Below are 23,576 nucleotides of genomic sequence, written 5' to 3'. Positions count from 1 at the left end.
TCCCATGACCACATCGACGCTGCGACCCGAGCTGGACGATCCCTGCACCCGCGTGGTGGGCACCGTGACCGGGCGCGAGGACCCGGGCTACGACGCGGCCCGCGCCGTGTGGAACGGGATGGTGGACCGTCGCCCCTGGGCCGTGGTGCGCGCGGCGGACGTGCGCGACGTCGCACCGACCGTCGCGTACGTCCGGGAGCACGGGCTGGACCTGGCCGTCCCCGGCGGTGGCCACCACGTCGCCGGCAACGGAGCGGTCGACGAGGGTGTCGTGCTGGATCTCGCCGACGTGCACGCCGTGTCCGTCGACGCGGCGGCGAGGACCGTCCGCGTCGGAGCGGGCGCCACACTCGCCCCGGCGGAGCACCGCGGTCTCGACCCCCGCACGGTCTTCGGGCCGCCGAAGTACCGGCGACTCGTCGACGTGAAGAGGCGCTACGACCCCGGGAACCTCTTCCACGTCAACCACAACATCCCGCCGGGGTGAGGTCCGGAACGGACGTGGTTACGAGCAGTCACTGACGACGGACAGACCCAGCGGGTGCCCGAGGACAGCAGCGGGCGGCCGGCTGCTGAGACCTCGTGCTGTGGTCGACCGTCGAGACTGTGGAGGAGGGCTGAGGTGTACGCGGTCATCCGGCACTACAGGGGCGAGTCGCAGCTCTTCGACGAGCTGGAGCGGCGGACCGATGACGTCGAGCGGGTGATCCGGGGTGTGCCCGGATTCATCAGCTACCACCTGGTGAGGACAGCGGACGGCGGCTTCAGCGTCGGCGTCTTCGAGAACGAGTCCGGGGCGGCTGAGTCCACGCGCGTGGCGGCGGACTGGGTCAGGCAGAACCTGCCCCAGTTGACGGTGAGCCCGCCCGAGGTCATCGAGGGTGGGGTGATCCTGCAACTGGGCACGTGACACGGCGGACAGGGCCGCGCACCTCCGGCGGGTGGGTGCCGATGCGGCAGGCACCGCCCGGCTGGGAGATGGTGGACACCGTGGTCCGAGGGGAGGGGGCACGGGTGAAGAGGGTCGCGATCGCCTGTCAGGGCGGTGGCAGCCACACGGCGTTCACCGGTGGTGTGCTGCACCGTCTGCTGGCCGATGGGGACCACAGGATCGTGGGGCTGTCCGGCACCTCGGGTGGCGCGGTCTGCGCCCTGCTGGCCTGGTACGGCCTGCTGACCGGCGGCGCGGCCGAGGCCGGCCGGTTGCTGGAGCGCTTCTGGGAGGACAACGGGGCCACCACGCTGAGCGACAAGGCGGCGAACGCCTGGCTGGTCGGTCTGGCCCGCTTGGAAGGGTGGGTGACACTCCCGACGGTGAGCCCCTACGCCTATCCGGGGTTCGCCGGCTCCGCCTTCACCGACCTGCTGACCCGCCACGTGGACGTCGATCGGCTGGCCCGGCTGCAGGAGTCCCCGCCGGAGGACCAGCCGCTGCTGCTCGTGGGCGCCGTCGACGTCCTCAACGGCGACTTCACGGCCTTCTCCAGCCGGCGCGGGGAGATCACCGTGAACGCCGTGCTCGCCTCGGCCGCCGTCCCGCTGCTCTTCCGCGCCGTCGAGGAGCGGGGCCGGTACTACTGGGACGGGCTGTTCAGCCAGAACCCGCCGGTGCGCCAGCTGCCCGACGCAGGCCCGGAGGAGATCTGGGTGGTCCGGATCAACCCGCGCGCCCGGGCCAAGGAGCCCAAGTCGGTGGGCGACATCGCGGACCGGCGCAACGAGCTGGCCGGCAACCTGTCGCTGGAGCAGGAGCTGTACGTCATCCGCAAGGTCAACGAGTGGGCGGACCGCCTCGGCGACCCGTACCGGCGCATCGAGATCCGTGAGATCACCCTGCACCTCGACCTCGACCTGCCCAGCAAGCTGGACCGCCGGCCCGCGTTCCTCCGCCGGCTGTTCGACGCCGGGCGGGAGCAGGCAGACGCTTTCCTGGCCGGGCTGCCCGGCTGACGACAGGTCGCCGTGCTGTCACGCGGATCGTCGTCCTCCGCTGGGCGGCAGCGCGGCTGACTGTCCCGGAACGGCCCACCGAGGGACACACTCCTGAGCTGTCGTCCAACCGGCGTGCGGGCGGGTCGCCTCGTCGTGCGCCGGTCACGCCGAGGTGGACGTGCGTCCCGCCGCAGGGAGAGGGGGAGCCCCGATGTCCGACCTGACCGCCCTACACGAGGGCCTTGCCCGCGTCGTCCTGGTCGACCGGGATCTGCCCGACGTCCTCGGGCAGATCACCGAAATCGGCCGTCGCGCGATCCCCGGCTCGGAAGCTGCCTCGGTCACCCTCATCGAGGGTGGGGAGCCGTGCACCCCGGCCCTCCGCGGTCAGATGGCGATGGACTGCGAGGCACTGCAGTACGAACTCGACCACGGCCCGTGTCTGGACGCCGGCCGCGCCGGCTTGGTCTTCGTCGTCTCGGACATGCGGACTGATCATCGGTGGCCCGACTACGCCGCGCAGGTGGTCGAATGCGGTGTCCGCAGTTCTCTGTCGGTGCCGCTTCCCTTCCTGGGAACGACCATCGGGGCGCTGAACCACTACGCCACCCGGCCAGCCGCCTTCGACGAGGACGACGTGGCCAGGGGCCAGGAGATGGCCGGCTTCATCGCGGTCGCCGTGGCGAACGCGCAGCACAGCGCCCGGTCGGCCGAGGACGCCCACAACATGCGTCGCGCCATGGCGTCCCGCGCGAGCATCGAGCAGGCCAAGGGCATCCTCATGGAACGACACAAGATCACCGCCGAGGCGGCGTTCACGGTGCTGGCGCACGCCTCTCAGCGGAACAACGTCAAGCTCCGCGACGCGGCCGACCACCTGGTGCAGACCGGGGAGATCCTCGGTCGTGGGTGACGGCACACAGCACCCAGTCGGTCCGGGGCCAGGATGACGAGCTCGGCCGAGATCGCGAGCAGAGACGGCTCCATCCAGCCACTGCTCGACCGCCCGGAGCCTGAGCCGCCGCGGGATCCGAGGACCTGACGTAACGACCTGACCCTGGTGGCACCCCGTCGGCCCAGCGCCCACTCGCGCGAACCCGAGGCGACTCCCGAGGTCTCGACGGCCGTCCTCAGGGAGTATGTCGAGCTCCGGCACGCCACCGCGAACGACCGACGTCCAGAGCTGCCCGCGGCTGCGACGGTGGTGGTGATCGACGGCGGCGCATCCGCTGCCGCCTCGCCGATGTGTGCGTCGGATCCCGGAGCTACTGGACCAGGCGCAGTGCCGGCGCTGCGGGAGCGCTGTCAGCGGCCGCTGTCGATCCCCCGGGGAGGACGGCGAGCGCCGGACGATCGCTGACCAGGCGTCGTCCACCGAGCCTGGCGCGGGGGGATGCGTTCGCGTAGCCGGCGGGCAGCCGGTGGCACTCGTCGTGGGCGTGCGACGACGTCACGGGAGCAGCGGGGCGCTGCGCCAGGTGGACGTAGGTGATGCTGTCCGCGGGGTCGTACGTCCTCACCTCGTCCTCGCCTCCTCCCGGACCCGCCGGTGCGGCACCCGCGGTCTGCGGTGGCGACACCGGCGGTGCGAGCCGGACAGGGACAGCGTGGCAGTGGGGTACGACAGGAACCCGACCCGGTGCGAGCCCGCCGTGCGTCGCTGCCCGGCTGCGTCCAGTCCAGGGGCGCGCCGGTGGGATTCGTGGAGCCTGGGGCCGTGGAGCCGCTGCCATCTCGCCCCGTCGGCCGTGGTCAGCGGGCGGCCAGCGCGGCGCCCAGCTGCTCGACGGCCTGCACCAGCACCGGCCGCGGGGTCGCCACGTTGAGCCGCGCGAAGCCCGTGCCCGCCATCCCGCACAGCACCCCGTCGGTCAGCGCCACCCCGGCCCGCTCGAGGAAGAACGCGCCGGGCTCGGCCAGGTCCAGCTCGCGGCAGTCCAGCCAGGCCAGGTAGGTGCCCTCGGGCGGGGTGTACCGGACGCCGGGCAGGTGTTCCGCGACGAGGTCGGCCAGCAGTCGCCGGTTGCCGTCCAGGTAGGCCAGGACGTCGTCCAGCCAGCCGGCGCCGCCGGTGTAGGCGGCGGTGTTCGCCACGACCCCGAGGGTCGAGGCGCCGTGCTCGGCGTGCGGGCCCACCCGCGCCCACAGGTCGGCGTCGGCGTCGTTGGAGAGCACCAGCTGCGCGCACTTCAGGCCCGGCAGGTTCCACGCCTTGGACGCCGAGGTCGCGCTGACCGCGTGCCCGGCCGGGACCTCGCCGAGCGCGGCGTAGGGGACGTGCCGGTGTCCCTCGTACACCAGCGGCGCGTGGATCTCGTCGGAGAACACCCGGCCGCCGTGCCGCTCCACCACCTCGGCGACCGCCGTCATCTCCGCGGGCTCCAGCACCCGGCCGATCGGGTTGTGCGGGTTGCAGAGCACCAGCAGGTGCCCGCCGGCCCGGAACGCGGCGTCGAGCGCGTCGAGGTCGTAGACGTACCGGTCGCCGTCCCGGGCCATCGGCACCTGGATGACCTCGCGGCCCAGCGCCGGCGGCAGCGTGAGGAAGGGCATGTAGGCCGGCGTCGGCAGCACGACCGGGCTGCCCGGCCGGGAGAAGTGCTCGATCGCGGCGGCCAGCCCGGCGAGGACGTCGGCCACCGGGCGCACCCGCTCCGGCGGCACCGTCCAGCCGTACCGATCGGCCGACCACGCCGCGTACGCCTCCGACATGCCCTGCACCAGCGCCGGCGGCAGGTAGCCGAAGGCCGCGGTGTCCACGGCCGCGTGCAGCGCCTCGGTGACCGCCGGCGCGGTGCCGAAGTCCATCTCCGCCACGAACGCCCCGATCGCGTCGGGGAACAGCGACCACTTGAGGCCGCCGCGGCGCCGCAGCTCCTCGGCAGTGACCTCGTCGAACCCGGCGTCAGCCACGGGGAGCCCGGGCGAGCAACTGGGCCAGGTGCATGCCCTCGCGACCGGCGAGCTGGTCGAGCTGGGTGCGGCAGGAGAACCCGTCGGCGAGGACGACCGCGTCCGGCCCCGCAGCCCGGACGGCGGGCAGCAGCTGGTGCTCGGCGATCGCCACCGACACCTCGTGGTGGCCGCGCTCGACGCCCCAGTTGCCGGCCAGCCCGCAGCACCCGCCGACCCGGGTCACCGTGGCGCCGGCCTCGCGCAGCAGCCGCTCGTCGGTGGCCCACCCGAGGACGGCGTGGTGGTGGCAGTGCGGCTGGGCGACGACCTCCACCCCGGCCAGGGACGGCGGCGTCCAGCCCGGGGTCTCGCGCAGCAGCTCGGCCAGCGTGCGGGTGCCCGCGGCGACCCGCTCCGCAGCCGCTCCGCCCACCAGCTCCAGGGCCTCGTGCCGCAGCACCGCGGTGCACGAGGGCTCCACGCCGACCACCGGGACGCCGTCGTCCACGAGTGGGGCGAGCAGCTCGACGGTGCGGCCCAGGGTGCGGCGGGCGGCGTCCAGCTGGCCGGTGGTGATCCAGGTCAGCCCGCAGCACGCCTCGGCCGGGGGCACCTGCACCTGGTAGCCGGCGTCCTCCAGCACGGCCGCCGTGGCGAGCGCGACCTCGGGGGCGAAGTGGTCGGTGAAGGAGTCCACCCACAGGGCTACTGCTCGCCCACCTGCCCCGTGGCCGCCGTCCGCCACGGGACGATCCGCCCACTGCTGCCGGAAGGTGCGGTCGGCGAACGCCGGCAGCGAGCGGCGCTGGTCGACGCCGGCGCCCCACTTCGCCAGCCGGCCGCCGAGGCGCGAGCGCGTGACCGCGTTGGCCAGCCGGGGCGCGCGGGCGGCGACGTCGGCCCAGCGCGGCAGCCAGCCCAGCGTGTAGTGCGAGCGCGGGCGCAGCCGGCGGCGGTAGCTCTGGTGCAGCACCTCGGCCTTGTAGGAGGCCATGTCCACGCCGGTCGGGCAGTCGCGGGAGCAGCCCTTGCACGACAGGCACAGGTCGAGGGCTGCGTGCACCTCCGGCGAGCGCCAGTCCCGCACCGGCCCGCCCGGGGCGAGCATCTCCTGCAGCACGCGCGCCCGGCCGCGGGTGGTGTCCTTCTCCTCCCGCGTGGCCGGCCACGACGGGCACATCACCCCGCCGCTGGCCTGCAGGTCGGCCCGGCACTTGCCGACGCCGGTGCATCGGTGCACCGCGGCGGAGAAGTCGCCGCCGTCGTGCCGGTAGGCCAGCGCGAGGCCGGTGTTCCGGCGCGGCGCGGCGGCCACCCGGATGTCGTCCTCGACCCGCGCCGGGTGCACCAGCACGCCGGGGTTGAGCACGTCGGCCGGGTCGAACAGGCCCTTCACCTGCTCGAACAGGCCGAGCACGTGCGGCGAGTACATGGACGACAGCAGCTCGCTGCGCGCGCGGCCGTCCCCGTGCTCGCCGGACACCGAGCCGCCGTAGCGGGCCACCAGCGTCGCGGCGTCGGTCACGAAGGCCCGGTAGGCCTCGCGGCCGCGGTCGGTGCCCTTGCCGAGCGGGAAGTCGATCCGCACGTGCACGCAGCCGTCGCCGAAGTGGCCGTACGGGACGCCCTGCAGCCCGTGCCGGTCCAGCAGCGCCTCGAACTCGCGCAGGTAGGCGCCCAGCTGCTCGACGGGGACGGCGGCGTCCTCCCAGCCGGCGTGCGCGGGCCGGCCGTCGGAGGTGCGGGCGGCCAGGCCGGCGCCGTCCTCGCGGATCCGCCAGATCGCCGCGGCCTCCGCGACGTCGGTGACCACCACCGAGTCCAGCGCGCCGGCGTCGGCCAGCACGCCCTTGGCCTTGGCCTCGACCTCGGCGACGCTGTCGCCGGTCAGCTCGACGATCAGCCAGCCGTCACCGCGCGGGAGTTCCGGGACGACGGCCGCGGGGACGTCGCGCAGCCGCTGCACGATCCGCTGGTCGAGGCCCTCCACGGCGGTCGGCTCGTGCGGCAGCAGCCCGGGGGTGGCGTCGGCGGCGTCGGCCATCGACGGGTAGCCGAGCACCACCAGACCGCGGAACGGGGTGTCGGTGACCAGCCGCACGGTCGCGCCGAGCACCACCGCGAGCGTGCCCTCGCTGCCGACCAGCGCGCGGGCGACGTCGAAGCCGCGCTCGGGCAGCAGGTGCTCCAGCGAGTAACCCGACACCTGCCGGCCGAAGCGGCCGAGCTCCGTGCGGATCGCCGCCAGCTCGCCGTCCACGAGTGTGCGCAGCTCGTCGAGCACCCCGCCGCGCGCCGCGCCGTCCAGCCCCAGCCGCAGCCGCTGGCCGGCGCCGGTGACGACGTCGAGGCCGACCACGTTGTCCGACGTCCGGCCGTAGCCCAGGGCCCGCGACCCGCAGGCGTTGTTGCCGATCATCCCGCCGATCGTGCAGCGGTTGTGCGTGCTCGGGTCGGGCCCGAACCGCAGCCCGTGCGGGCGGGCCGCGGTCTGCAGTGCGGCCTGCACCACGCCGGGGTCGACGGTCGCCGTCCGGGCCTCCGGGTCGATGCCGTGCACGCGGGACAGGTACCGGCTGGTGTCCAGGACGACGCCGGGGCCGACCGCGTTGCCGGCGATCGAGGTGCCCGCGCCCCGGGCGGTGAACGGCACGCCGAGCTCGCGGCAGACGGCGAGGGTCGCCTCGATCTCGTCGAGGTGCCGCGGGCGCACCACCGCGCGGGGCAGCACCCGGTACAGCGAGCCGTCGGAGGAGTACAGCGCCCGGGCCAGGCCGGAGTCGTCGACGTCGCCGACCCCCGCGCGGCGCAGCGCCTCCGTCAGGTCGGTCGCCACGTCCGGTGCCAGCGTCATCAGCGCTCCCTCGTCGGCGTCGGTGCCTCCCTCCTTGTACACCGCAAGGGCCCGTCGGGGGGACGTCGGCCCCTGGCCCGCTCGGCCCGTGCCCACCAGCCTGGACGGGTGACCTTCGACGCCGAGCGGCTGCTGCGCCTGTGGTCGGACCCCCTGCCGGTGGACGACGCCGCCGCGGCCGGCGCCTTCCGCGAGCTGTACGCCGACCCGGTGACGGTCAACGGCGCGCCGAGCGGCGTGGTCGACCTGGTGGTCCGGGCCAGGGCGGTGCAGCACACCTTCGACCCGGTGCGGCGCGAGGTGCTGTCGGTCGTCGAGGAGGGGGACCGGGTGGCCGTCGCGTTCCGGATGGGCGGCCGTCACGTCGGCACCTGGACGACGTCCGCCGGTCCGGTACCGGCCACCGGGCGGGAGCTCTGGCTGCGGGTGATCGACGTCCTCACCCTCGCCGACGGGCGGATCACGGACATCGTCATGGTCGCCGACGAGCTGGGGGCCCTGGTCGGCCTGGACGCCGTCCGGCTGCGCACCCCCACCGATGCGGTGACCGGCGACTGAGGCGGCCCGTCCCCGCCGCGCGGCGCCCGGCTTGACGCGCGACCGGCGCCGCGCCAGGGTCGCCTGGCCATGACGGACCCAGCCGGGGACGGAGCCGTCGCTGCGCGGCCACCCTCGGCGCCGGGGCCGACCGAGGAGGGGGCGTCCGTGGAAGTCGACGTGATCGTCGAGATCCCCAAGGGATCCCGGAACAAGTACGAGTACGACCAGCAGCTCGGCCGGATCCGGCTGGACCGGATGCTCTTCACCGCGACCGGCTATCCGGGCGACTACGGGTTCGTCCCCGAGACGCTGGCCGAGGACGGCGACCCCATCGACGCCCTCCTGCTCCTCACCGAGCCCACCTTCCCCGGCTGCCTCGTCCGCGCCCGGGTCATCGCCGTGTTCTGGGTGCACGACAAGCGGGGCCCGGACGCCAAGCTGCTGTGCGTCCCCGCGACCGACCCGCGGCAGCTCCACCTGCAGGAGCTCGAGGACGTGCCGATGCACCAGATCGCCGAGATCTGGCACTTCTTCGAGATCTACGAGGCCCTGGCACCCGACAAGTCGGCCGAGACCCGCGGCTGGGAGCGCCGGGGGAAGGCCGTCGAGGCGCTGGAGGACGCGCGGCGCAGGTTCGCCGACCAGCTCCCCGCGGCCACCGGCACGGAGGGCTGAGCGGGGTCAGGTGCGGGTGGCCTCCCTCGCCAGGGCGGCGATGTGGGCCGATGCGGGGCGCGGCTCGATGCCGAGCGCCCGCATCCCCTCCACGCCGCCCTCCTCGCCCACGTCCCTGTACAGCGCGAAGCCCAGGGCCGAGGCGAGCTCCGGCCGGCGCCGGCGCAGGGCGCGGGCGCCGATGGCGAGCACCGGGCGGGGGACGACGACCCGGCGCATGCGCACGCCGAGCGAGCGCTCGAAGGCGTCGACGACCTCGTGCCGGGTCAGCGCCTCCGGTCCACCGAGGTCCAGCGCCTCGGGCGGGTCGTCCATCATCGCCAGCCGCACGCAGGCCTCGGCGACGTCGTCCTCGGCGACGTAGGGCACCGGCGTGCGGCCGCGACCGTGGATCACGGCCAGCCGCTTCTCCGGCCGGATGCCGGACTCCGGTCCCAGCCACGTCTCCTGGAACGCGGCCGGCCGGACGAGCACCGAGCGCACGGACGAGGCCTGCAGCAGCCGCTCGGTGGCCCGCTTCGCGGCCAGGAGGGGCACCAGGTCCACCATCGCGTCGGTCAGGCCCTGCGAGGAGACGAACACGAACCGCTCGACGCCGGCCGCCTCGGCGGCCCGGACCAGTGCGGCGTTCCCGTCGCGGTCGACCCGGTCGATGGAGACGTCCCTCGCCCCCGCCAGGTTGCGTCCCATGCCGTTGGCGGTGGTGACGACCGTCCGCACCCCGGCCAGCGCCCGATCGAGACCGGCTGGGTCGGTGAGGTCGCCGACGCTGAGCTCCACGCCGGACGACCGCAGGGCGGCGGCGTCGCTGCGCGGCCGGACCAGCGCACGGAACGGGATGCGGCGCTCGACCAGCCGGGCAGCGATCCGGCCGCCCAGGTCGCCGGTCGCGCCACAGAGCAGGAGCTCGCCCATGGTTCCTCCCGGGTGGGTGGACGACCAGGGCGGTCACGGTTGCAGACCGCCGTCAACGCCCCGTCACGTCCACCGGCGGCCGGGTCGCCGAACGCGCCCGCGGTCCCGAACGCCGGGACCTCCCCGTCCCCTCTGCTCGGTGACCGTGCCTGTGGGGAGCGTGATGCCGGGGCGCGTGTCCGCACCGCACCCGGCGACACGCGGAGTCGTGAGGGGTCCCGGCGTCCGGGTCGTCGATCCTCGGTCGCCATGACGGGCTGGCATGGACTCCTCGGGGCCGAGATCCCGATCGTCACGGCGGTGACCCGGCTGGACTTCCTGAGCCGGCGGGACAGCGCGGCGGTGGTGGAGCGCCCCGCCGTCGCGCCCTCGTACTCCTGGACCGACCACCTCCGCGGGCAGGTCGAACCGCTGGACCTCGAGGAGTCCCTGGAGCTGCTCGGCCTGGGCCTCGGTGTCGCCCGGCGCGCCTACGACGCGCAGCACCGGGGCATCCACGCCGCGCGGCGCGCCGGCGCCTCGTGGGAGCAGATCGGCGCCGTGCTCGGGACCACCGCGCTGACCGCCTGGAACGGCCACCAGCGGTGGATCGAGGAGCAGGTCGAGCTCTTCGAGCTGACCGGACGGTACGGGCTCGACGACGTCGGTGCGGTGGAGGCGCTGCACCTGGCCGGCGAGCGCCCGGTGGGCCTCGGCCACGTCGCGCGGACCGTCCGCCAGGAGGATTGACGGCCCCCTCCCGGGCACCGCCGCGAGCCTGGTGACGTGCTGGAACGGCCCCTGCAGGGCCCCGCCGCGAGCCTGCGAGGCGTGGGGGGCAGGGGCGGCCACCCTTCAGGGTCCCGCGCCGAGCCTGCGAGGCGTGGGGGAAGGGTGGTCCTTTCTCAGTCCTCGAGCACCCAGACGGCGCTGTTCGGTGGGAGCGCGACCGTGCCGCCGGAGCGCCGGACCGCCGCGGTGGAGGCGAGCAGCACCTGTCCGGGGCAGCCGGCGAGCACCGTCTCGCTGCCCATGTTGACCACGCAGCGCACCGCCTCGCCGTGGCCGACCGAGCGGATGGTCAGCACGTCGTCGCGGGTGGTCACCGTCGCCGAGCCCGAGGCGAACGCCGGGTGGGCCTTGCGCAACGCCAGCGCGCGCCGGTGCAGGGTCAGCGTCGAGCCGCCCTGGCCGGTCTGCACCGAGACGGCGTAGCGGCCCCAGTCGGCGGGGATCGGCAGCCACGGCTCGGCCGCACCCTCGGGGGAGAAGCCGACGCCCTCGGCCGGGTTCCACGGCATGGGCACGCGGCAGCCGTCGCGGCCGGCGCGGGCGCCGCCGCTGCGGTGGAAGATGGGGTCCTGCTTGGCCTCGTCGGGCACGTGCGCCTGCGGCAGGCCCAGCTCGTCACCGGCGTAGAGGTAGGCCGAGCCCGGCAGCGCCAGCGTCAGCAGCGCCGCGGCACGGGCCCGGGCGGTGCCGACCTCGCCGCCGCCGAAGCGGGTGACCTGCCGCTCCTTGTCGTGGTTGCCCAGCACCCACGACACCGGCGCGCCGACCTGCCCGTAGGCGTCGAGGGCGCTGGCGATCGCCTCGGCGAACGGCGCGACGGCCCACGGCGACTTCAGCAGCCGGAACGACAGCGACTGGTGCAGCTCGTCGGGCCGTGAGTACAGCGCCACCTGCTCGAGGTCGGCCAGGCAGACCTCGCCGACCAGCATGGTGTCGGGGTACTCGTCGCAGATGGACCGCCAGCGGCGCCACACGTCGTGCACCTCGGGCTGGTTCCAGGTCATCGCCTGCTCGGGGCCGTGGCCGAACAGCGTGGGGGAGTAGGCGCCCGGGTTGTCCCGCAGGCCGGCGTCCTTGTACAGACCGTAGGCGACGTCGACCCGGAAGCCGCTCACGCCGCGGTCCAGCCAGAAGCGCAGCGTGCGCTCGAAGTCCTCGGCCACGGCCGGGTCGCGCCAGTTGAGGTCGGGCTGCTCGGGGGCGAACAGGTGCAGGTACCAGCGGCCGTCCGGGGTGCGCGACCAGGCCGGCCCGCCGAACAGCGACTGCCAGTTGTTCGGCGGCTCCTCCGACGGCGGGGCGAAGTGGTAGCGCGCGGCCTCGGGGGAGTCCGGGTCGGCCAGGGCCGCCTGAAACCACGGGTGCTGGTCGGAGGTGTGGTTGGGGACGACGTCGAGGACGACCTTCAGGCCGAGCCGGCGGGCGTCGTCCACCAGGGCCTCGAGATCGGACACGTTGCCGTAGTCGGGGTCCACCGCCCGGTAGTCGACGACGTCGTAGCCGCCGTCCGCGCCGCCCGAGGGGTAGTGCGGGTTGATCCAGACGGCGTCCACGCCGAGCCAGGACAGGTAGGGCAGCCGCTGACGCAGCCCGCGCAGGTCGCCGATGCCGTCGCCGTCGCTGTCGGCGAACGAGCGCAGGTAGACCTGGTAGACGACTGCGTCCCGCCACCAGGGGGCGGGCGCGGCTGCGGGGGCGACCCGGCGCTGGGTCTGGGTCCTCGCGAGGGAGAGGCGGCGTGCCATGCCGCCACCATCGGCGGGATCCGGGCGGAGGTTGTGCAGCACATCCCACGAACTGGTGAGACGGCGCTGGCAGATCCCGCCAACCACGCAGCTCGCCTGTGACGCCCGCGCCTCGTGTGTCGAGGGAGGCGCCGACGGACGCACCGGGAGGCCTCCCGTGCGCATGCCCCTGGTCTCGCAGCCCAGCGTCCAGCACAGTCGGTCCCGTGCTCTCGCGCCCGCTCGCGATCGTGTCCGCGGTGCTCACCGGTGTGCTGACCGGCGGGATGGTCCTGATCGACGTGGTATTGGTCCCCTTCTGGCGCGGCGCACCCCCGGGGGAGTTCCGCGCCTGGTTCGCGGCCCACTCCGGGCGTCTCCGCGCGCTCCTGGTGCCCCTGGGTGCCGCCACCGGCATCGCCTGCAGCGCGTCGGCGGTGGTGCGGGTGGCCGGCGGACGGCCGGGCGTCCCCGCCGCCGTGGCGGCAGCAGGAGCCGCCGCGGGCGTCATCGCCGTGACCGTCACGGTGAACGAGCCGGCCAACCACCGGTTCACCTCGGCCACGCTGACCGACCGCGAGACGACCGAGCTCCTCCGCCGGTGGGCGCGCTGGCACCACCTGCGGGTCGTCCTGGGGCTCGTGGCCACCGTGGCAGCCGCGTGGGCGCTCGTCGCCGCCGAGGACCGGGTCGACCGCCGGACCCGGTCGCGTTTGCGCGGTGTCCGGACCGGGGACGACGTGATGTGAGGCCGGGCACCCCCGACCTCGAGCAGTCCCGCAGCCCAGGACCCGCGACGACCGAGGTGCCATGGACATCGATCCCCGGCCCGGTGAGGACGACGTCGACCGCGACGACGCGCAGGCGCTGAGCCGGGCGACCGGCGGCGGCCAGAGCGAGGAGCCCGACGCGTCGAGCACCACGGGCACTGGCGAGTCCGCCGAGTTCGTCGGGCGGGTGGCCGGTCAGGACGTCGGCTACGCGGAGGAGACCGGAGCCGAGCGCCGGGCTGCCGCCCAGCAGGACGACTGAGCAAGGACCTCCCCGGCCACCCTTCAGGGTCCCTCCGCCTGAGCCTGCGAGGCGTGGGGTGAAGGGTGGTCCTTCTTCAGTCGGGTCGGCGCCACCGGATCTTCGACCCGAGCCAGGTGAGCGGGTCGTACCTGCGGTCCACGACCCGCTCCTTGAGCGGGATGATCCCGTTGTCGGTGAGGTGGATGCCCTCGGGGCAGACCTCGCTGCAGCACTTGGTGATGTTGCAGTAGCCGAGGCCGAACTCCTGCTGCGCGGCGTCCCGCCGGTCGACGACGTCGAGCGGGTGCATGTCGAGCTCGGCCAGCCGGATGAGGAAGCGCGGCCCGGCGAAGGCGGCCTTGTTCTCCTCGTGGTCCCGGATGACGTGGCAGGTGTCCTGGCAGAGCCAGCACTCGATGCACTTGCGGAACTCCTGCGGCCGGTCGACGTCGACCTGCTGCATCCGGTGGTTGCCGTCGGGGTCCCGGGGCCGGGGGGTGAACGCCGGGATCTGCGCGGCCTTCTCGTAGTTGTAGGAGACGTCGGTGACCAGGTCGCGGATGACCGGGAAGGTCCGCAGCGGGGTCACCGTCACCGTCTCGTCCTCGGCGAAGGTGCTCATCCGGGTCAGGCACATCAGCCGCGGCCGCCCGTTGACCTCCGCGCTGCAGGACCCGCACTTGCCGGCCTTGCAGTTCCACCGGACGGCGAGGTCGCCGGCCTGGGTGGCCTGCAGGCGGTGGATGACGTCGAGGACGACCTCGCCCTCGTTGACCGCGACGGTGAAGGTCTGCAGCTCCCCGCCGGAGGCGTCGCCGCGCCAGACGCGGAACGTGGCGTCGTAGCCGCCGCTGCTCCCTCCCGCGCCGTCGCCGTCCGCGCCGATGCTCGGTTCCCCGGGCTCCGTCACGTCTGCTCCTCGCTGGCGCTCGTCGGCCTCGTTCCGGGCCGTGCTGTGCCTACGCGTGACCTCGCGACCTCGGTCACGTCTGCTCCTCGAAGACCTCGGCCAGCTCCGGTGGCATCTCCGGCAGCGGGTGCCGGGTCACGGCCAACGCACCGTCCGGCGTCCGGGTGCAGACCAGGTTGGTGCGCCCCCATTCCGGGTCGGTGGCGGGGAAGTCGTCGCGGGTGTGCCCGCCGCGGCTCTCCTCCCGGGCCAGCGCCGCGCGGGCGATGCACTCGCTGACCGCCAGCAGGTGCGGCAGGTCCAGCGCCAGGTGCCAGCCGGGGTTGTACTGCCGGTGCCCCTCGACCGACAGCGCCGCCACCCGCTCGCGCAGGACGGCGATCCGCTCCAGCGCCCGCTCCATCTCCGGGGCGGTGCGGATGATGCCGACCAGGTCGTGCATCGTCTGCTGCAGCTCGGACTGCACCGCGTAGGGGTTCTCACCGCCCTCTCGTTCGAACGGTGCCAGAGCCGCCGCCGCGGCCTCGACCAGCGCTTCCTCGCGCAGCGCCACCACGCCGGCCCGTTTGCCCGCGTGCTCGGCGGCCGCGACGCCGGCGCGCCGGCCGAAGACGAGCAGGTCCGACAGCGAGTTGCCACCCAGCCGGTTGGAGCCGTGCATGCCGCCGGCGACCTCGCCCGCCGCGAACAGCCCCGGCACGGACGCCGCGGCGGTGTCCGGGTCGACCTCGACGCCGCCCATCACGTAGTGGCAGGTGGGCCCGACCTCCATCGGCTCGGCCGTGATGTCGACGTCCGCCAGCTCCTTGAACTGGTGGTACATCGAGGGCAGCCGCCGGCGGACGTACTCGGCCGGCCGGCGCGACGCGATGTCGAGGAACACCCCGCCGTGCGGCGAGCCCCGGCCGGCCTTGACCTCGCTGTTGATGGCCCGGGCGACCTCGTCGCGGGGCAGCAGCTCGGGCGGGCGCCGGTTGTTCTTCTTGTCGTCGTACCAGCGGTCGGCCTCGTCCTCGGTCTCCGCCGTCTCCTTGCGGAAGAAGTCGGGGATGTAGTCGAACATGAACCGGTTGCCGGCCGAGTTCCGCAGCACGCCGCCGTCGCCCCGCACGCTCTCGGTCACCAGGATCCCGCGCACCGACGGCGGCCACACCATGCCGGTGGGGTGGAACTGGACGAACTCCATGTTGACCAGCCCCGCGCCGGCGGCCAGCGCCAGGGAGTGCCCGTCGCCGGTGTACTCCCACGAGTTCGAGGTGACCTTGTAGGCCTTGCCGATCCCGCCGGTGGCCAGCACGACCGACGGGGCCTCCCAGGCGAGGAACCGCCCCGACTCGCGCCAGTAGCCGAACGCGCCCGTGATGCCGTCGGCGTCGGTGAGCAGCCGGGTGACCGTGCACTCCATGTAGACGTCCACGCCGAGTGCGACGGTGCGCTGCTGCAGGGTGCGGATCAGCTCCAGGCCGGTGCGGTCACCGACGTGCGCGAGGCGGGCGTAGCGGTGGCCGCCGAAGTCGCGCTGGCTGATCAGCCCGTCGGGGGTGCGGTCGAACAGCGCGCCCCAGTCCTCGAGCTCGCGCACGCGGTCGGGCGCCTCCTGCGCGTGCAGCTGGGCCATCCGCCAGTGGTTGAGCATCTTCCCGCCGCGCATGGTGTCCCGGAAGTGCACCCGCCAGCTGTCCTCCGGATAGGCGTTGGCCATCGCTGCGGCGATCCCGCCCTCGGCCATGACGGTGTGCGCCTTGCCGAGCAGGGACTTGCAGACGACGGCCGTGCGCGCGCCCGCCTCGTGCGCGGCGATCGCGGCCCGCAGGCCGGCGCCGCCGGCTCCGACGACCACGACGTCGTAGGAGTGCCGTTCGAGTTCCATCAGAAGAACCTCGGGTCCGTGATCGTGCCGGTGGCCAGCAGGAAGACGTAGAGGTCGGCGAAGGCGACGCCGAACAGCGAGATCCAGGCGTACTGCATGTGCCGGGCGTTCAGCCGGGAGACCAGCGTCCAGGCGCGGTAGCGCAGCGGGTGCCGGGAGAAGGAGTTGATCCGGCCGCCGACGGCGTGCCGGCAGGAGTGGCAGGACAGCGAGTACAGCCACAGCAGGGCGGCGTTGGCGAGCAGCACCAGGGTGCCCAGGCCCATGTGCCCCCACGCGCCGGTCTCGTCGCGGAAGGCGAGGACGGCGTCGTAGGTGAGGACGACGTTGAACAGCAGCCCCAGGTAGAAGAAGTACCGGTGCAGGTTCTGGCCCAGCAGCGGCAGCCGCGTCTCGCCCGTGTAGCGCCGGTGCGGCTCGGCCACCGCGCAGGCCGGCGGGGACAGCCAGAACGACCGGTAGTAGGCCTTCCGGTAGTAGTAGCAGGTCAGCCGGAAGCCCAGCGGCACGACGAGGATGTAGATCGCCGGCGAGATCCAGGCCGGCCCGGTGAAGAGCTCCGGGAACGTGGCGCCCTCGCAGCCGGTGGTGATGCACGGTGAGTAGAACGGCGAGATGTAGGGCTCGGAGAAGTAGTACGCGTTCTGGAACGCACGGACCGTCGAGTAGACGACGAAGGCGACCAGCGCCAGCACGGTGAGCAGCGGCTGCAGCCACCACCGGTCGGTGCGCAGGGTGCGCGCCGCGATGGCCGCGCGCCGCGGGGCCGGTCCTCCGCCGCGTCCCGGGGAGGCCGCCCCGGCCCCGCGCGGCGCGGTCGTCGTCACCGGACGGTGCGGCCGGACCCGCCGGGTCCCGGGTCGTAGCCGTCGTCCCACCCGACGGCCGACGAGCCCGGGGCGCCGGGGGCCGTGCGCGACGCGCCGCACAGGAGGGCGAGGTCGTCGCGCAGCCGTGCGACGTCGATCCTCAGCCGGCGCGCGTCCACCGAGTCCCCGAAGTACCGGGCGAGCGGGGTGCACGCCGCCTCGAGGTCGTCGACGGCCCGGCGGGCCGCCGCCACGTCCTGCTCCAGGGACATCCCTGCCTCCAGGTGCCGGTCACACCGCCGCGGGGGACGGTGCAGCGAAGTCGACCACGGACCCGCGGCCGGCGGAAGGACTTCGGCGGCGGGCGCCGCGGGCGGCCTAGCATCGGCGCCCGTGCGGCCCTTCCTCCTGCTGGCATCGCGGCCCGAGGACGAGGCCGCGGACGACGAGTACGCCGCCTTCCTCCGCGCCACCGGCCTGGAGGAGCACCAGCTGCGGCGGATCCGCCTGGAGGCCGGGCCGCTGCCGCCGCTCGACCTCGACTACTACGCCGGGGTGTTCCTCGGCGGTGGGCCGTTCAACTCCAGCGACCCGGCCGAGGGCAAGTCCGCCGTCCAGCACCGGGTCGAGGCGGAGCTGTCGGGGCTGCTGGACGAGGTCGTCACCCGCGACCTGCCCTTCCTCGGCGCCTGCTACGGCGTCGGCACCCTCGGTGTGCACCAGGGCGGGGTGGTCGACCGCACCCACGGTGAGCCGGTCTCCTGCGTGCCGGTGACGCTGACCGACGCCGGCCGGGCGGACCCGCTCCTCGCGGGCATGCCCGGGGTGTTCGACGCGCTGGTCGGGCACAAGGAGGCCTGCCGGGTGCTGCCGCCCTCGGCGGTGCTCCTGGCCACCTCGGCTGGCTGCCCGGTGCAGATGTTCCGGGTCGGCCGCAACGTCTACGCCACCCAGTTCCACCCCGAGCTCGACGTCGCCGGCGTCGTCACCCGGGTGCGGGTCTACCAGCACGCCGGCTACTTCCCGCCCGCGGAGATGGAAGAGCTCATCACCCGGGTCAGCCAGGCGGTGGTCACCGAGCCGAGCCGGCTGCTGGCCAACTTCGTCGCGCGGTACGGCTGAGCCGGTGGCCAGGGGACCGGTCGTGCCGGACGGCGGCCTGCGGATGGGCACCCCGCAGGGCCGCTGGGTGCTGCTGGCGACCGTGCTGGGGTCGAGCCTGGCGATGCTGGACGCCACCGTCGTCAACGTGGCGCTCGAGCGGATCGGCGCCGAGTTCGACGCCGGCTTCACCGGCCTGCAGTGGACGGTCAACGCCTACACCCTCACCCTCGCCTCGCTGATCCTCATGGGCGGCTCGCTGGGCGACCGGTTCGGCCGGCGGCGGGTGTTCGTCATCGGCACCGTGTGGTTCGCCGCGGCGTCCCTGCTGTGCGGCCTGGCCCCCGACATCGGGACGCTGGTCGCCGCGCGGGCGCTGCAGGGCGTCGGGGGAGCCCTGCTCACGCCGGGCAGCCTGGCGCTGATCTCGGCGTCCTTCTCCGGGAGCGACCGGGCCGCGGCCGTCGGGGCCTGGTCGGGCCTGGGCGGGGTGGCCGGCGCGGTCGGGCCGTTCGTCGGCGGCTGGCTGGTGGCCATCGACTGGCGGCTGGTCTTCCTGATCAACCTGCCGCTGGCCGCGGTCGTCGTGGCCGTAGCGGTGCGGCACGTGCCCGAGTCGCGCGACCCGCAGGCCGCGCAGCACCTGGACTGGCAGGGGACGGCGCTCGTCGTCGCGGGGCTCGGTGCGCTGACGTACGGGCTGACCGCCGCCGGGGAACCCGGCCGCGGCCCCGGGGTGTGGGGGTGGGTGGCCGCCGGGCTGGTCGCACTCGGCGCCTTCGCCGTCGTCCAGCGGCGCTCGGCGGCGCCACTGGTGCCCCCGGTGCTGTTCGCCTCCCGGCAGTTCACCGCCGCCAACGCGGTGACCCTGCTCGTCTACGCCGCGCTCGGGGTGGTCTTCGTGCTGCTCGTCCTCCACCTGCAGGTGGTGGCCGGGTTCGACCCGCTGCCGGCCGGCACCGCGCTGCTGCCGGTGACCGCCCTCATGCTGCTGTTCTCCGCACGGGTCGGGGCGCTGGCGCAGCGGGTCGGCCCGCGGCCGCTGCTGACCGCCGGGCCGCTGGTCGCCGCCGCGGGGGTGCTGCTCATGGCGCGGATCGGCCCGGACGCCGGCTACCTGACCGACGTGCTGCCCGCGACGGCGGTGTTCGGCGCCGGGCTCACGCTGCTCGTCGCGCCGCTGACCGCGACGGTGCTGGACTCCGCGCCCGACCGGCTGGCCGGTGGTGCCTCGGGGGTGAACAACGCCGTCGCGCGTGCCGCCGGGCTGCTCGCCGTCGCGGTCGTGCCCGCCGTGGCGGGGCTGGGCGGCACCGGGGTCGGCGACCCGGTCGCCTTCGCCGCGGGCTTTCGCACCGCCATGCTGGTGTGCGCCGGCCTGCTGGTCGTCGGCGCGCTGGTGGCCGTGGCGCTGGTCCGCCGGCCCCTGGGGACGGCGGAGCCCGAGCCGCGCCGGCGGATGCCGATCGAGGAGTGCCTGCACTGCGGCGTCACCGGACCGCAGGTACACCCGGCCACGACCGGAGAGGGGATGCGGTGAGCACGAGCGTCACCCAGCAGTCCACGCCCGGCGGGTGGGGCCTGCTGGCGCGGGTGGCCCCGCTGCGGCGGCGGTTGCGCACCGAGGCCGGAGGCGCCGGGCTGCTGCTCGCCGCTACCGTCGCCGCGCTGCTGTGGGCCAACTCGCCCTGGGGCGGCAGCTACGAGGCCTTCTGGCACACCGAGTTCGCCGTCCGGTTCGCCGGCGCCGAGCTCGCCCTGGACCTGCAGCACTGGGTCAACGACGGCCTGATGGTGTTCTTCTTCTTCGTCGTGGGGCTGGAGATCAAGCGCGAGCTGGTGATGGGTGAGCTCACCGACCGGCGGCGGGCCGCGGTGCCTGCGCTGGCGGCGATCACCGGCCTGGCGGTGCCGGCGCTGGTCTACGTCGCGTTCGCCAGCGGCACTGGAGCGGCCTCCGCGTGGGGTGTGGTGATCTCCACCGACACCGCCTTCCTTCTCGGCGTGCTCGCCCTCGTGGGGCCGGCCTGCCCGGCGCAGCTGCGGCTGTTCCTGCTCACCCTCGCCATCGCCGACGACGTCGGGGCGCTGACCGTGATCGCGCTCTTCTACACCGAGGACCTCGCCGTCGGCCCGCTCGTCCTGGCGCTGCTCGGGCTGGCGCTCATGGTGGGCCTGCGCTACCTCGACGTCTGGCGTGGGCCCGCCTACCTGGTGCTCGGCATCGCGGTCTGGGTCGCGACGTACCTCTCCGGCGTCCACCCCACCCTCGCCGGGGTGGTGATCGCCCTGTTCACACCGGCCTACCCGGCGCGCCGGGACGAGGTGGCGGCCGCCGCCCGGCTGACCCGGGCCTACCAGCAGTCGCCCAACCCGGAGTTCGCCCGCGCCGCCCGGCTCTCGATCGACCGGTCGGTGTCGGCCAGCGAGCGGCTGCAGCAGCTCTGGCAGCCGTGGACCAGCTTCGTGATCGTCCCGGTGTTCGCCCTGGCCAACGCCGGCGTCCCGCTGACCGGCGAGACGCTGCGCACCGCGGCCACCTCGCCGGTCACCCTCGGCGTCGTCGCGGGGCTGGTGCTGGGCAAGCTCGTCGGCATCCTGCTCGGCACCGGCCTGGCGGTCCGGTTGCGCCTGGGCGAGCTGGCCCCGGGGCTGACCTGGCTGCAGCTGGCCGGCGGAGCCGCGTTGTCGGGCATCGGCTTCACCATCTCGCTGTTCATCGTCGACCTCGCCTTCGACGACGAGGCGCTGGCCGACCAGGCGCGGGTCGGCGTCCTGGTCGCCTCGGTGCTGGCCGCGCTGCTGGGCTGGGCGCTGTTCCGGGTGGCCGACCGCCGTCGTCCTCCCGGTGCCGGCAACCGCCCGGTGCTGCTCGATCCGCCGGTGGACCCCACCCGCGACCACGTCCGCGGCCCGGCCGACGCGCCGCTCACCCTCGTCGAGTATGGCGACTTCGAGTGCCCGTTCTGCGGCCGCGCCACCGGGACGGTCGAGGAGCTGCGCGAACGCTTCGGCGACCGGCTGCGCTACGTCTTCCGGCACGTGCCGCTGGTCGACGTCCACCCGCACGCCCGGCTGGCCGCCGAGGCCGCCGAGGCGGCGGGCGTGCAGGGGCGCTTCTGGGAGATGCACGACCGGCTGTTCGCCGGCCAGGACCGGCTGATGCCGAACGACCTGCTCGAGCACGCCGCGGCCGCCGGGCTGGACGTGCCGCGCTTCGCCCGCGACCTGGGGTCGAGCCGGTTCGCCCGCCGGGTCGAGGAGGACGTGGAGTCGGCCGAGGCCAGCGGCGTCACGGGCACCCCGACCTTCTTCGTCAACGGCCGTCGGCACACCGGGCCGTTCGACACCGACTCCCTGACCGCCGCGCTGCTCGCCGCCGCTGGGGAGGAGGAGCTCCCGCCGTCCCGCGACGACGGAGTGGCCGGGCTGGTGCTGCCGGCGCTCGGCCAGCGGCGCGGTCAGTACCGCCCCGAGGCGGACGACGTGCCCGCGGACGTGCCGGCCGACCTCCCCGAGAGCCCCGACCGGGACGGCGCCTTCCCCCGGCTGACCGACGAGCAGGTCGCGCTGGTCGAGCGCTCGGCCACCCGGCTGCGCTGCGCGCCGGGCGACACCCTCTTCCGCGAGGGCGACGCCGGTTACGCCTTCCACGTCGTCGTCTCGGGGACCGTCGCCATCGTGGAGGACCTCGGCCGGGCGTCCCAGCGGGTCATCTCGGTGCACGGACCGCACCGCTTCCTCGGCGAGCTCGACCTGTTCAGCGGCCAGCCGGTGTCGCTCACCGCGCTGGTGCTGCAGCCGGCCGAGGTGCTGCGCGTCGAGCGCGAGCAGCTGCGGGCCGTCTTCACGGCTGACCCGGCGCTCAAGGAGATGGTGCTGCGGGCCTTCCTGCTGCGCCGCTCCAGGCTGCTCGAGCTCGCCGCCGACCTGCGCATCATCGGCCGGGGTGGGTCACCGGACAGCCGGCGACTGCAGGAGCTGGCGCGCAGCCACCGGTTGCCTGCCGGCTTCGTCGACCTGGACGCCGGCGGCGACGGCGCGGCGGTGCTCGCCGAGCTGGGGGTCACCGAGGAGGACCTGCCCGTGGTGGTGTGGCGGCGCGGAGAGGTGCTGCGCAACCCGAGCGACGACGAGGTCCTCGCCGCGGTCGAGGCCCCTGGCTGACGGGCAGCCCCTCCCAGGTCTTCACGGGTGGGTCACCGACACGGCAGGTGGCCGTCGTCCTCCGGTCGCGCGGGATGGCGAGCGTCCGGCCCATGCGCGTCATCGGTCATCGCGGCACACCCACCGACCTCCGGCACACCGAGAACACCCTCCCCGCGGTGGTGGCCGCCTTCGAGGCCGGCGCCGACGGGGTGGAGGTCGACGTACGCACCACCGCCGACGGGGTCCTCGTCCTCGCCCACGACCCCGACCGGGGCCGGGTGCTGGGCACCGGCGTCGGCACCGGTCCGGTCGTCGCAGAGACGCACACTGCCGCGCTGCGCGCCCTCCGGCTGCCCGGCGGCGCGCACGTCCCGACCCTCGACGAGGTCCTCGACCTCGCCGCCGCCTCCCGCGCGCTCGTCGTCACCGAGGTCAAGGCCGGCCTCGGCGCCCGGCGCGCCCGGACCGCCGCGCTGCTCGCGGACCACCTCGACGGGCGGAGGCGGCGGCGACCGGGGGCCGACCGGGTCGTCCCGTCCTCCTTCGATCCGGTCAGTGCCCGGATCCTCGCCGGGTGCGGCACCGTCGGCGGGGCGGTGATCCTCGAACCGTGGCAGGACCCCCGCCGGATGGCCGGCTGGGCCCGGCGTTGCGGGCTCACCGAGCTGCACTTGTCCGTCGAGCACGTCCACCGCGACCCGGGCGTGGTCGCCGACCTGCACGCGATGGGCCTGGCGGTCGCCGCGGCATCGTGGACGAGCCCGAGGAGTCCACCCGGCTGGCCCGGCTGGGCGTGGACCTGCTGTGCACCGACGCCGTCGCGCGGGTCGGTAGCCGGCGCGGAGCCGTCGTCCCCGCCCGGACCGCGTCGGCCGGCCGGCCGGTGCGACGCGGGGCGACCGGCGACGAGCGCGTGCCCGCTTAGCTCCGCTCAGGCGGGCACGCGCTCGTCGTCCAGCAGGTGGCGGCCGAGGCGCAGCCGGGTGAGCACCCGCTGCAGCTCGGGGGAGGCGCCGCACAGCGTCAGCCGCCGGTCGTGCCGCAGCAGGCGGCGGTAGGCCGCGCCGATGGCGCGCAGCCCGGTGTGGTCGGCCACGGTGACCGCGGCGACGTCGAGGACCCACCGCCGCTGCTCGGTCAGCAGCAGGGCGGACACCGCCGAGTGCAGCGCGCCGACGGTGCGGGAGTCCAGCCGGCCGGTCGCCGTCAGGCGACCGGCGGCGACGTCGATGTCGATGAGGAGGAGGGCTCCGGCCGGGGGAAGCGGCGGGAGGGACAAGCGATCACCTCGGGAGGCGTGCACGAGGCGGCGGGAACCGGCGACCGTGCTGCGGGACGAGCGACGGGCCGGCGTTTGGACCCGCAGGCAGCATAACCGGAACGACCTCGTCTCGACAACGGATCCTCGACCTCGGTG

Annotated in this window: 23 protein-coding genes and 1 pseudogene; 14 read left to right on the top strand and 10 right to left on the bottom strand. The window is 74.7% G+C overall.

Annotated elements, in window-relative coordinates; translation table 11 throughout:
* Window positions 1-4: 4 nt before the first annotated feature.
* The 4 genes from ACWIX7_RS03195 to ACWIX7_RS03180 all read left to right on the top strand — a co-directional run bounded on the left by ACWIX7_RS03195 (window position 5) and on the right by ACWIX7_RS03180 (window position 2,845).
* Complete coding sequence (locus tag ACWIX7_RS03195) at window positions 5-487, top strand: FAD-binding protein (RefSeq protein ID WP_448620173.1); 483 nt, start codon at window positions 5-7, stop codon at window positions 485-487.
* Window positions 488-622: 135 nt separating this feature from the next.
* Window positions 623-910 (top strand): antibiotic biosynthesis monooxygenase, encoded by a 288-nt coding sequence (locus tag ACWIX7_RS03190; protein WP_448620172.1) that lies wholly within the window; start codon window positions 623-625, stop codon window positions 908-910.
* 41 nt (window positions 911-951) lie between these two features.
* Window positions 952-1,950, top strand: coding sequence for a patatin-like phospholipase family protein (locus ACWIX7_RS03185; RefSeq protein WP_448620171.1), 999 nt, complete (start codon window positions 952-954; stop codon window positions 1,948-1,950).
* Window positions 1,951-2,143: 193 nt separating this feature from the next.
* Window positions 2,144-2,845, top strand: coding sequence for an ANTAR domain-containing protein (locus ACWIX7_RS03180; RefSeq protein WP_448620170.1), 702 nt, complete (start codon window positions 2,144-2,146; stop codon window positions 2,843-2,845).
* 352 nt (window positions 2,846-3,197) lie between these two features.
* Here the strand turns inward: ACWIX7_RS03180 and ACWIX7_RS03175 are convergent, their stop codons facing one another.
* The 3 genes from ACWIX7_RS03175 to ACWIX7_RS03165 form a co-directional block, all read right to left on the bottom strand.
* Window positions 3,198-3,452, bottom strand: coding sequence for a hypothetical protein (locus ACWIX7_RS03175; protein ID WP_448620169.1), 255 nt, complete (start codon window positions 3,450-3,452; stop codon window positions 3,198-3,200).
* Window positions 3,453-3,684: 232 nt separating this feature from the next.
* Window positions 3,685-4,845, bottom strand: coding sequence for a MalY/PatB family protein (locus tag ACWIX7_RS03170; protein WP_448620168.1), 1,161 nt, complete (start codon window positions 4,843-4,845; stop codon window positions 3,685-3,687).
* Window positions 4,838-7,681, bottom strand: a complete 2,844-nt coding sequence (locus tag ACWIX7_RS03165) for an FAD-binding and (Fe-S)-binding domain-containing protein (protein WP_448620167.1) — start codon at window positions 7,679-7,681, stop codon at window positions 4,838-4,840. Before ACWIX7_RS03165 ends, ACWIX7_RS03170 begins: the two co-directional genes overlap by 8 nt.
* 108 nt (window positions 7,682-7,789) lie before the next feature.
* On the opposite strand from ACWIX7_RS03165, the gene ACWIX7_RS03160 reads away from it, so the two are divergent.
* Entirely contained in the window at window positions 7,790-8,239 is a 450-nt protein-coding gene (locus tag ACWIX7_RS03160) for an ester cyclase (RefSeq protein WP_448620166.1), read from the top strand.
* 147 nt (window positions 8,240-8,386) lie between these two features.
* Window positions 8,387-8,896 (top strand): inorganic diphosphatase, encoded by a 510-nt coding sequence (locus ACWIX7_RS03155; RefSeq protein WP_448620165.1) that lies wholly within the window; start codon window positions 8,387-8,389, stop codon window positions 8,894-8,896.
* A 6-nt stretch (window positions 8,897-8,902) separates the two neighbouring features.
* On the opposite strand, the gene ACWIX7_RS03150 is transcribed toward ACWIX7_RS03155, so the two are convergent.
* On the bottom strand, window positions 8,903-9,811 hold the full coding sequence (locus ACWIX7_RS03150) for an SDR family oxidoreductase (protein WP_448620164.1): 909 nt from the start codon (window positions 9,809-9,811) through the stop codon (window positions 8,903-8,905).
* 249 nt (window positions 9,812-10,060) lie between these two features.
* Here ACWIX7_RS03150 and ACWIX7_RS03145 point away from each other — a divergent pair, with 249 nt between their 5' ends.
* Window positions 10,061-10,540, top strand: a complete 480-nt coding sequence (locus ACWIX7_RS03145; protein WP_448620163.1) for a hypothetical protein — start codon at window positions 10,061-10,063, stop codon at window positions 10,538-10,540.
* Window positions 10,541-10,695: 155 nt separating this feature from the next.
* On the opposite strand, the gene ACWIX7_RS03140 is transcribed toward ACWIX7_RS03145, so the two are convergent.
* A complete protein-coding gene (locus ACWIX7_RS03140) occupies window positions 10,696-12,327 on the bottom strand; it encodes a glycoside hydrolase family 13 protein (RefSeq protein WP_448620162.1) in 1,632 nt (543 codons plus the stop codon).
* Between the two features lie 206 nt (window positions 12,328-12,533).
* Between ACWIX7_RS03140 and ACWIX7_RS03135 the strand changes: the two genes are divergently transcribed.
* Window positions 12,534-13,055 (top strand): anthrone oxygenase family protein, encoded by a 522-nt coding sequence (locus tag ACWIX7_RS03135; protein WP_448620161.1) that lies wholly within the window; start codon window positions 12,534-12,536, stop codon window positions 13,053-13,055.
* Between the two features lie 61 nt (window positions 13,056-13,116).
* Window positions 13,117-13,338: a hypothetical protein gene (locus ACWIX7_RS03130; RefSeq protein ID WP_448620160.1), complete on the top strand. Its 222-nt coding sequence runs from the start codon at window positions 13,117-13,119 to the stop codon at window positions 13,336-13,338.
* A gap of 76 nt (window positions 13,339-13,414) precedes the next feature.
* Here the strand turns inward: ACWIX7_RS03130 and ACWIX7_RS03125 are convergent, their stop codons facing one another.
* From ACWIX7_RS03125 to ACWIX7_RS03110, 4 genes are all read right to left on the bottom strand, one after another.
* A complete protein-coding gene (locus ACWIX7_RS03125) occupies window positions 13,415-14,230 on the bottom strand; it encodes a succinate dehydrogenase/fumarate reductase iron-sulfur subunit (protein WP_448620159.1) in 816 nt (271 codons plus the stop codon).
* 73 nt (window positions 14,231-14,303) lie between these two features.
* Window positions 14,304-16,100, bottom strand: a complete 1,797-nt coding sequence (locus ACWIX7_RS03120) for a fumarate reductase/succinate dehydrogenase flavoprotein subunit (protein WP_448620158.1) — start codon at window positions 16,098-16,100, stop codon at window positions 14,304-14,306.
* A complete protein-coding gene (locus ACWIX7_RS03115) occupies window positions 16,100-16,927 on the bottom strand; it encodes a hypothetical protein (RefSeq protein WP_448620157.1) in 828 nt (275 codons plus the stop codon). Before ACWIX7_RS03115 ends, ACWIX7_RS03120 begins: the two co-directional genes overlap by 1 nt.
* A complete protein-coding gene (locus ACWIX7_RS03110; RefSeq protein WP_448620156.1) occupies window positions 16,924-17,181 on the bottom strand; it encodes a hypothetical protein in 258 nt (85 codons plus the stop codon). The genes ACWIX7_RS03115 and ACWIX7_RS03110 overlap by 4 nt, the downstream gene beginning before the upstream one ends.
* 121 nt (window positions 17,182-17,302) lie before the next feature.
* Between ACWIX7_RS03110 and ACWIX7_RS03105 the strand changes: the two genes are divergently transcribed.
* The 5 genes and pseudogenes from ACWIX7_RS03105 to ACWIX7_RS03085 all read left to right on the top strand — a co-directional run bounded on the left by ACWIX7_RS03105 (window position 17,303) and on the right by ACWIX7_RS03085 (window position 23,084).
* Window positions 17,303-18,031, top strand: coding sequence for a glutamine amidotransferase (locus tag ACWIX7_RS03105; protein WP_448620155.1), 729 nt, complete (start codon window positions 17,303-17,305; stop codon window positions 18,029-18,031).
* A gap of 4 nt (window positions 18,032-18,035) precedes the next feature.
* Window positions 18,036-19,550, top strand: a complete 1,515-nt coding sequence (locus tag ACWIX7_RS03100; RefSeq protein WP_448620154.1) for an MFS transporter — start codon at window positions 18,036-18,038, stop codon at window positions 19,548-19,550.
* On the top strand, window positions 19,547-22,177 hold the full coding sequence (nhaA, locus tag ACWIX7_RS03095; protein ID WP_448620153.1) for a Na+/H+ antiporter NhaA: 2,631 nt from the start codon (window positions 19,547-19,549) through the stop codon (window positions 22,175-22,177). The genes ACWIX7_RS03100 and nhaA overlap by 4 nt, the downstream gene beginning before the upstream one ends.
* Window positions 22,178-22,251: 74 nt before the next feature.
* A pseudogene (locus ACWIX7_RS03090) lies at window positions 22,252-22,845 on the top strand (glycerophosphodiester phosphodiesterase); the annotation flags it as partial.
* 65 nt (window positions 22,846-22,910) lie between these two features.
* Window positions 22,911-23,084, top strand: a complete 174-nt coding sequence (locus ACWIX7_RS03085; RefSeq protein ID WP_448622208.1) for a hypothetical protein — start codon at window positions 22,911-22,913, stop codon at window positions 23,082-23,084.
* Window positions 23,085-23,090: 6 nt separating this feature from the next.
* Here ACWIX7_RS03085 and ACWIX7_RS03080 read toward each other — a convergent pair whose 3' ends face one another.
* Window positions 23,091-23,438 (bottom strand): STAS domain-containing protein, encoded by a 348-nt coding sequence (locus tag ACWIX7_RS03080; RefSeq protein ID WP_448620152.1) that lies wholly within the window; start codon window positions 23,436-23,438, stop codon window positions 23,091-23,093.
* Window positions 23,439-23,576: the final 138 nt, after the last annotated feature.

The organism is Geodermatophilus sp. URMC 65 (genome assembly GCF_053502545.1).
This window is presented reverse-complemented; position numbering and strand designations above follow the sequence as displayed.

Excerpts from the sequence above, each read along its gene's own strand:
- ACWIX7_RS03195 (WP_448620173.1), top strand. The coding sequence starts at position 5 with ATGACCACATCGACGCTGCGACCCGAGCTGGACGATCCCTGCACCCGC.
- ACWIX7_RS03120 (WP_448620158.1), bottom strand. The coding sequence starts at position 16,100 with ATGGAACTCGAACGGCACTCCTACGACGTCGTGGTCGTCGGAGCCGGC.
- ACWIX7_RS03185 (WP_448620171.1), top strand. The coding sequence starts at position 952 with ATGCGGCAGGCACCGCCCGGCTGGGAGATGGTGGACACCGTGGTCCGA.
- ACWIX7_RS03150 (WP_448620164.1), bottom strand. The coding sequence starts at position 9,811 with ATGGGCGAGCTCCTGCTCTGTGGCGCGACCGGCGACCTGGGCGGCCGG.
- ACWIX7_RS03145 (WP_448620163.1), top strand. The coding sequence starts at position 10,061 with ATGACGGGCTGGCATGGACTCCTCGGGGCCGAGATCCCGATCGTCACG.
- ACWIX7_RS03130 (WP_448620160.1), top strand. The coding sequence starts at position 13,117 with ATGGACATCGATCCCCGGCCCGGTGAGGACGACGTCGACCGCGACGAC.
- ACWIX7_RS03140 (WP_448620162.1), bottom strand. The coding sequence starts at position 12,327 with ATGGCACGCCGCCTCTCCCTCGCGAGGACCCAGACCCAGCGCCGGGTC.
- ACWIX7_RS03165 (WP_448620167.1), bottom strand. The coding sequence starts at position 7,681 with ATGACGCTGGCACCGGACGTGGCGACCGACCTGACGGAGGCGCTGCGC.
- ACWIX7_RS03180 (WP_448620170.1), top strand. The coding sequence starts at position 2,144 with ATGTCCGACCTGACCGCCCTACACGAGGGCCTTGCCCGCGTCGTCCTG.
- ACWIX7_RS03110 (WP_448620156.1), bottom strand. The coding sequence starts at position 17,181 with ATGTCCCTGGAGCAGGACGTGGCGGCGGCCCGCCGGGCCGTCGACGAC.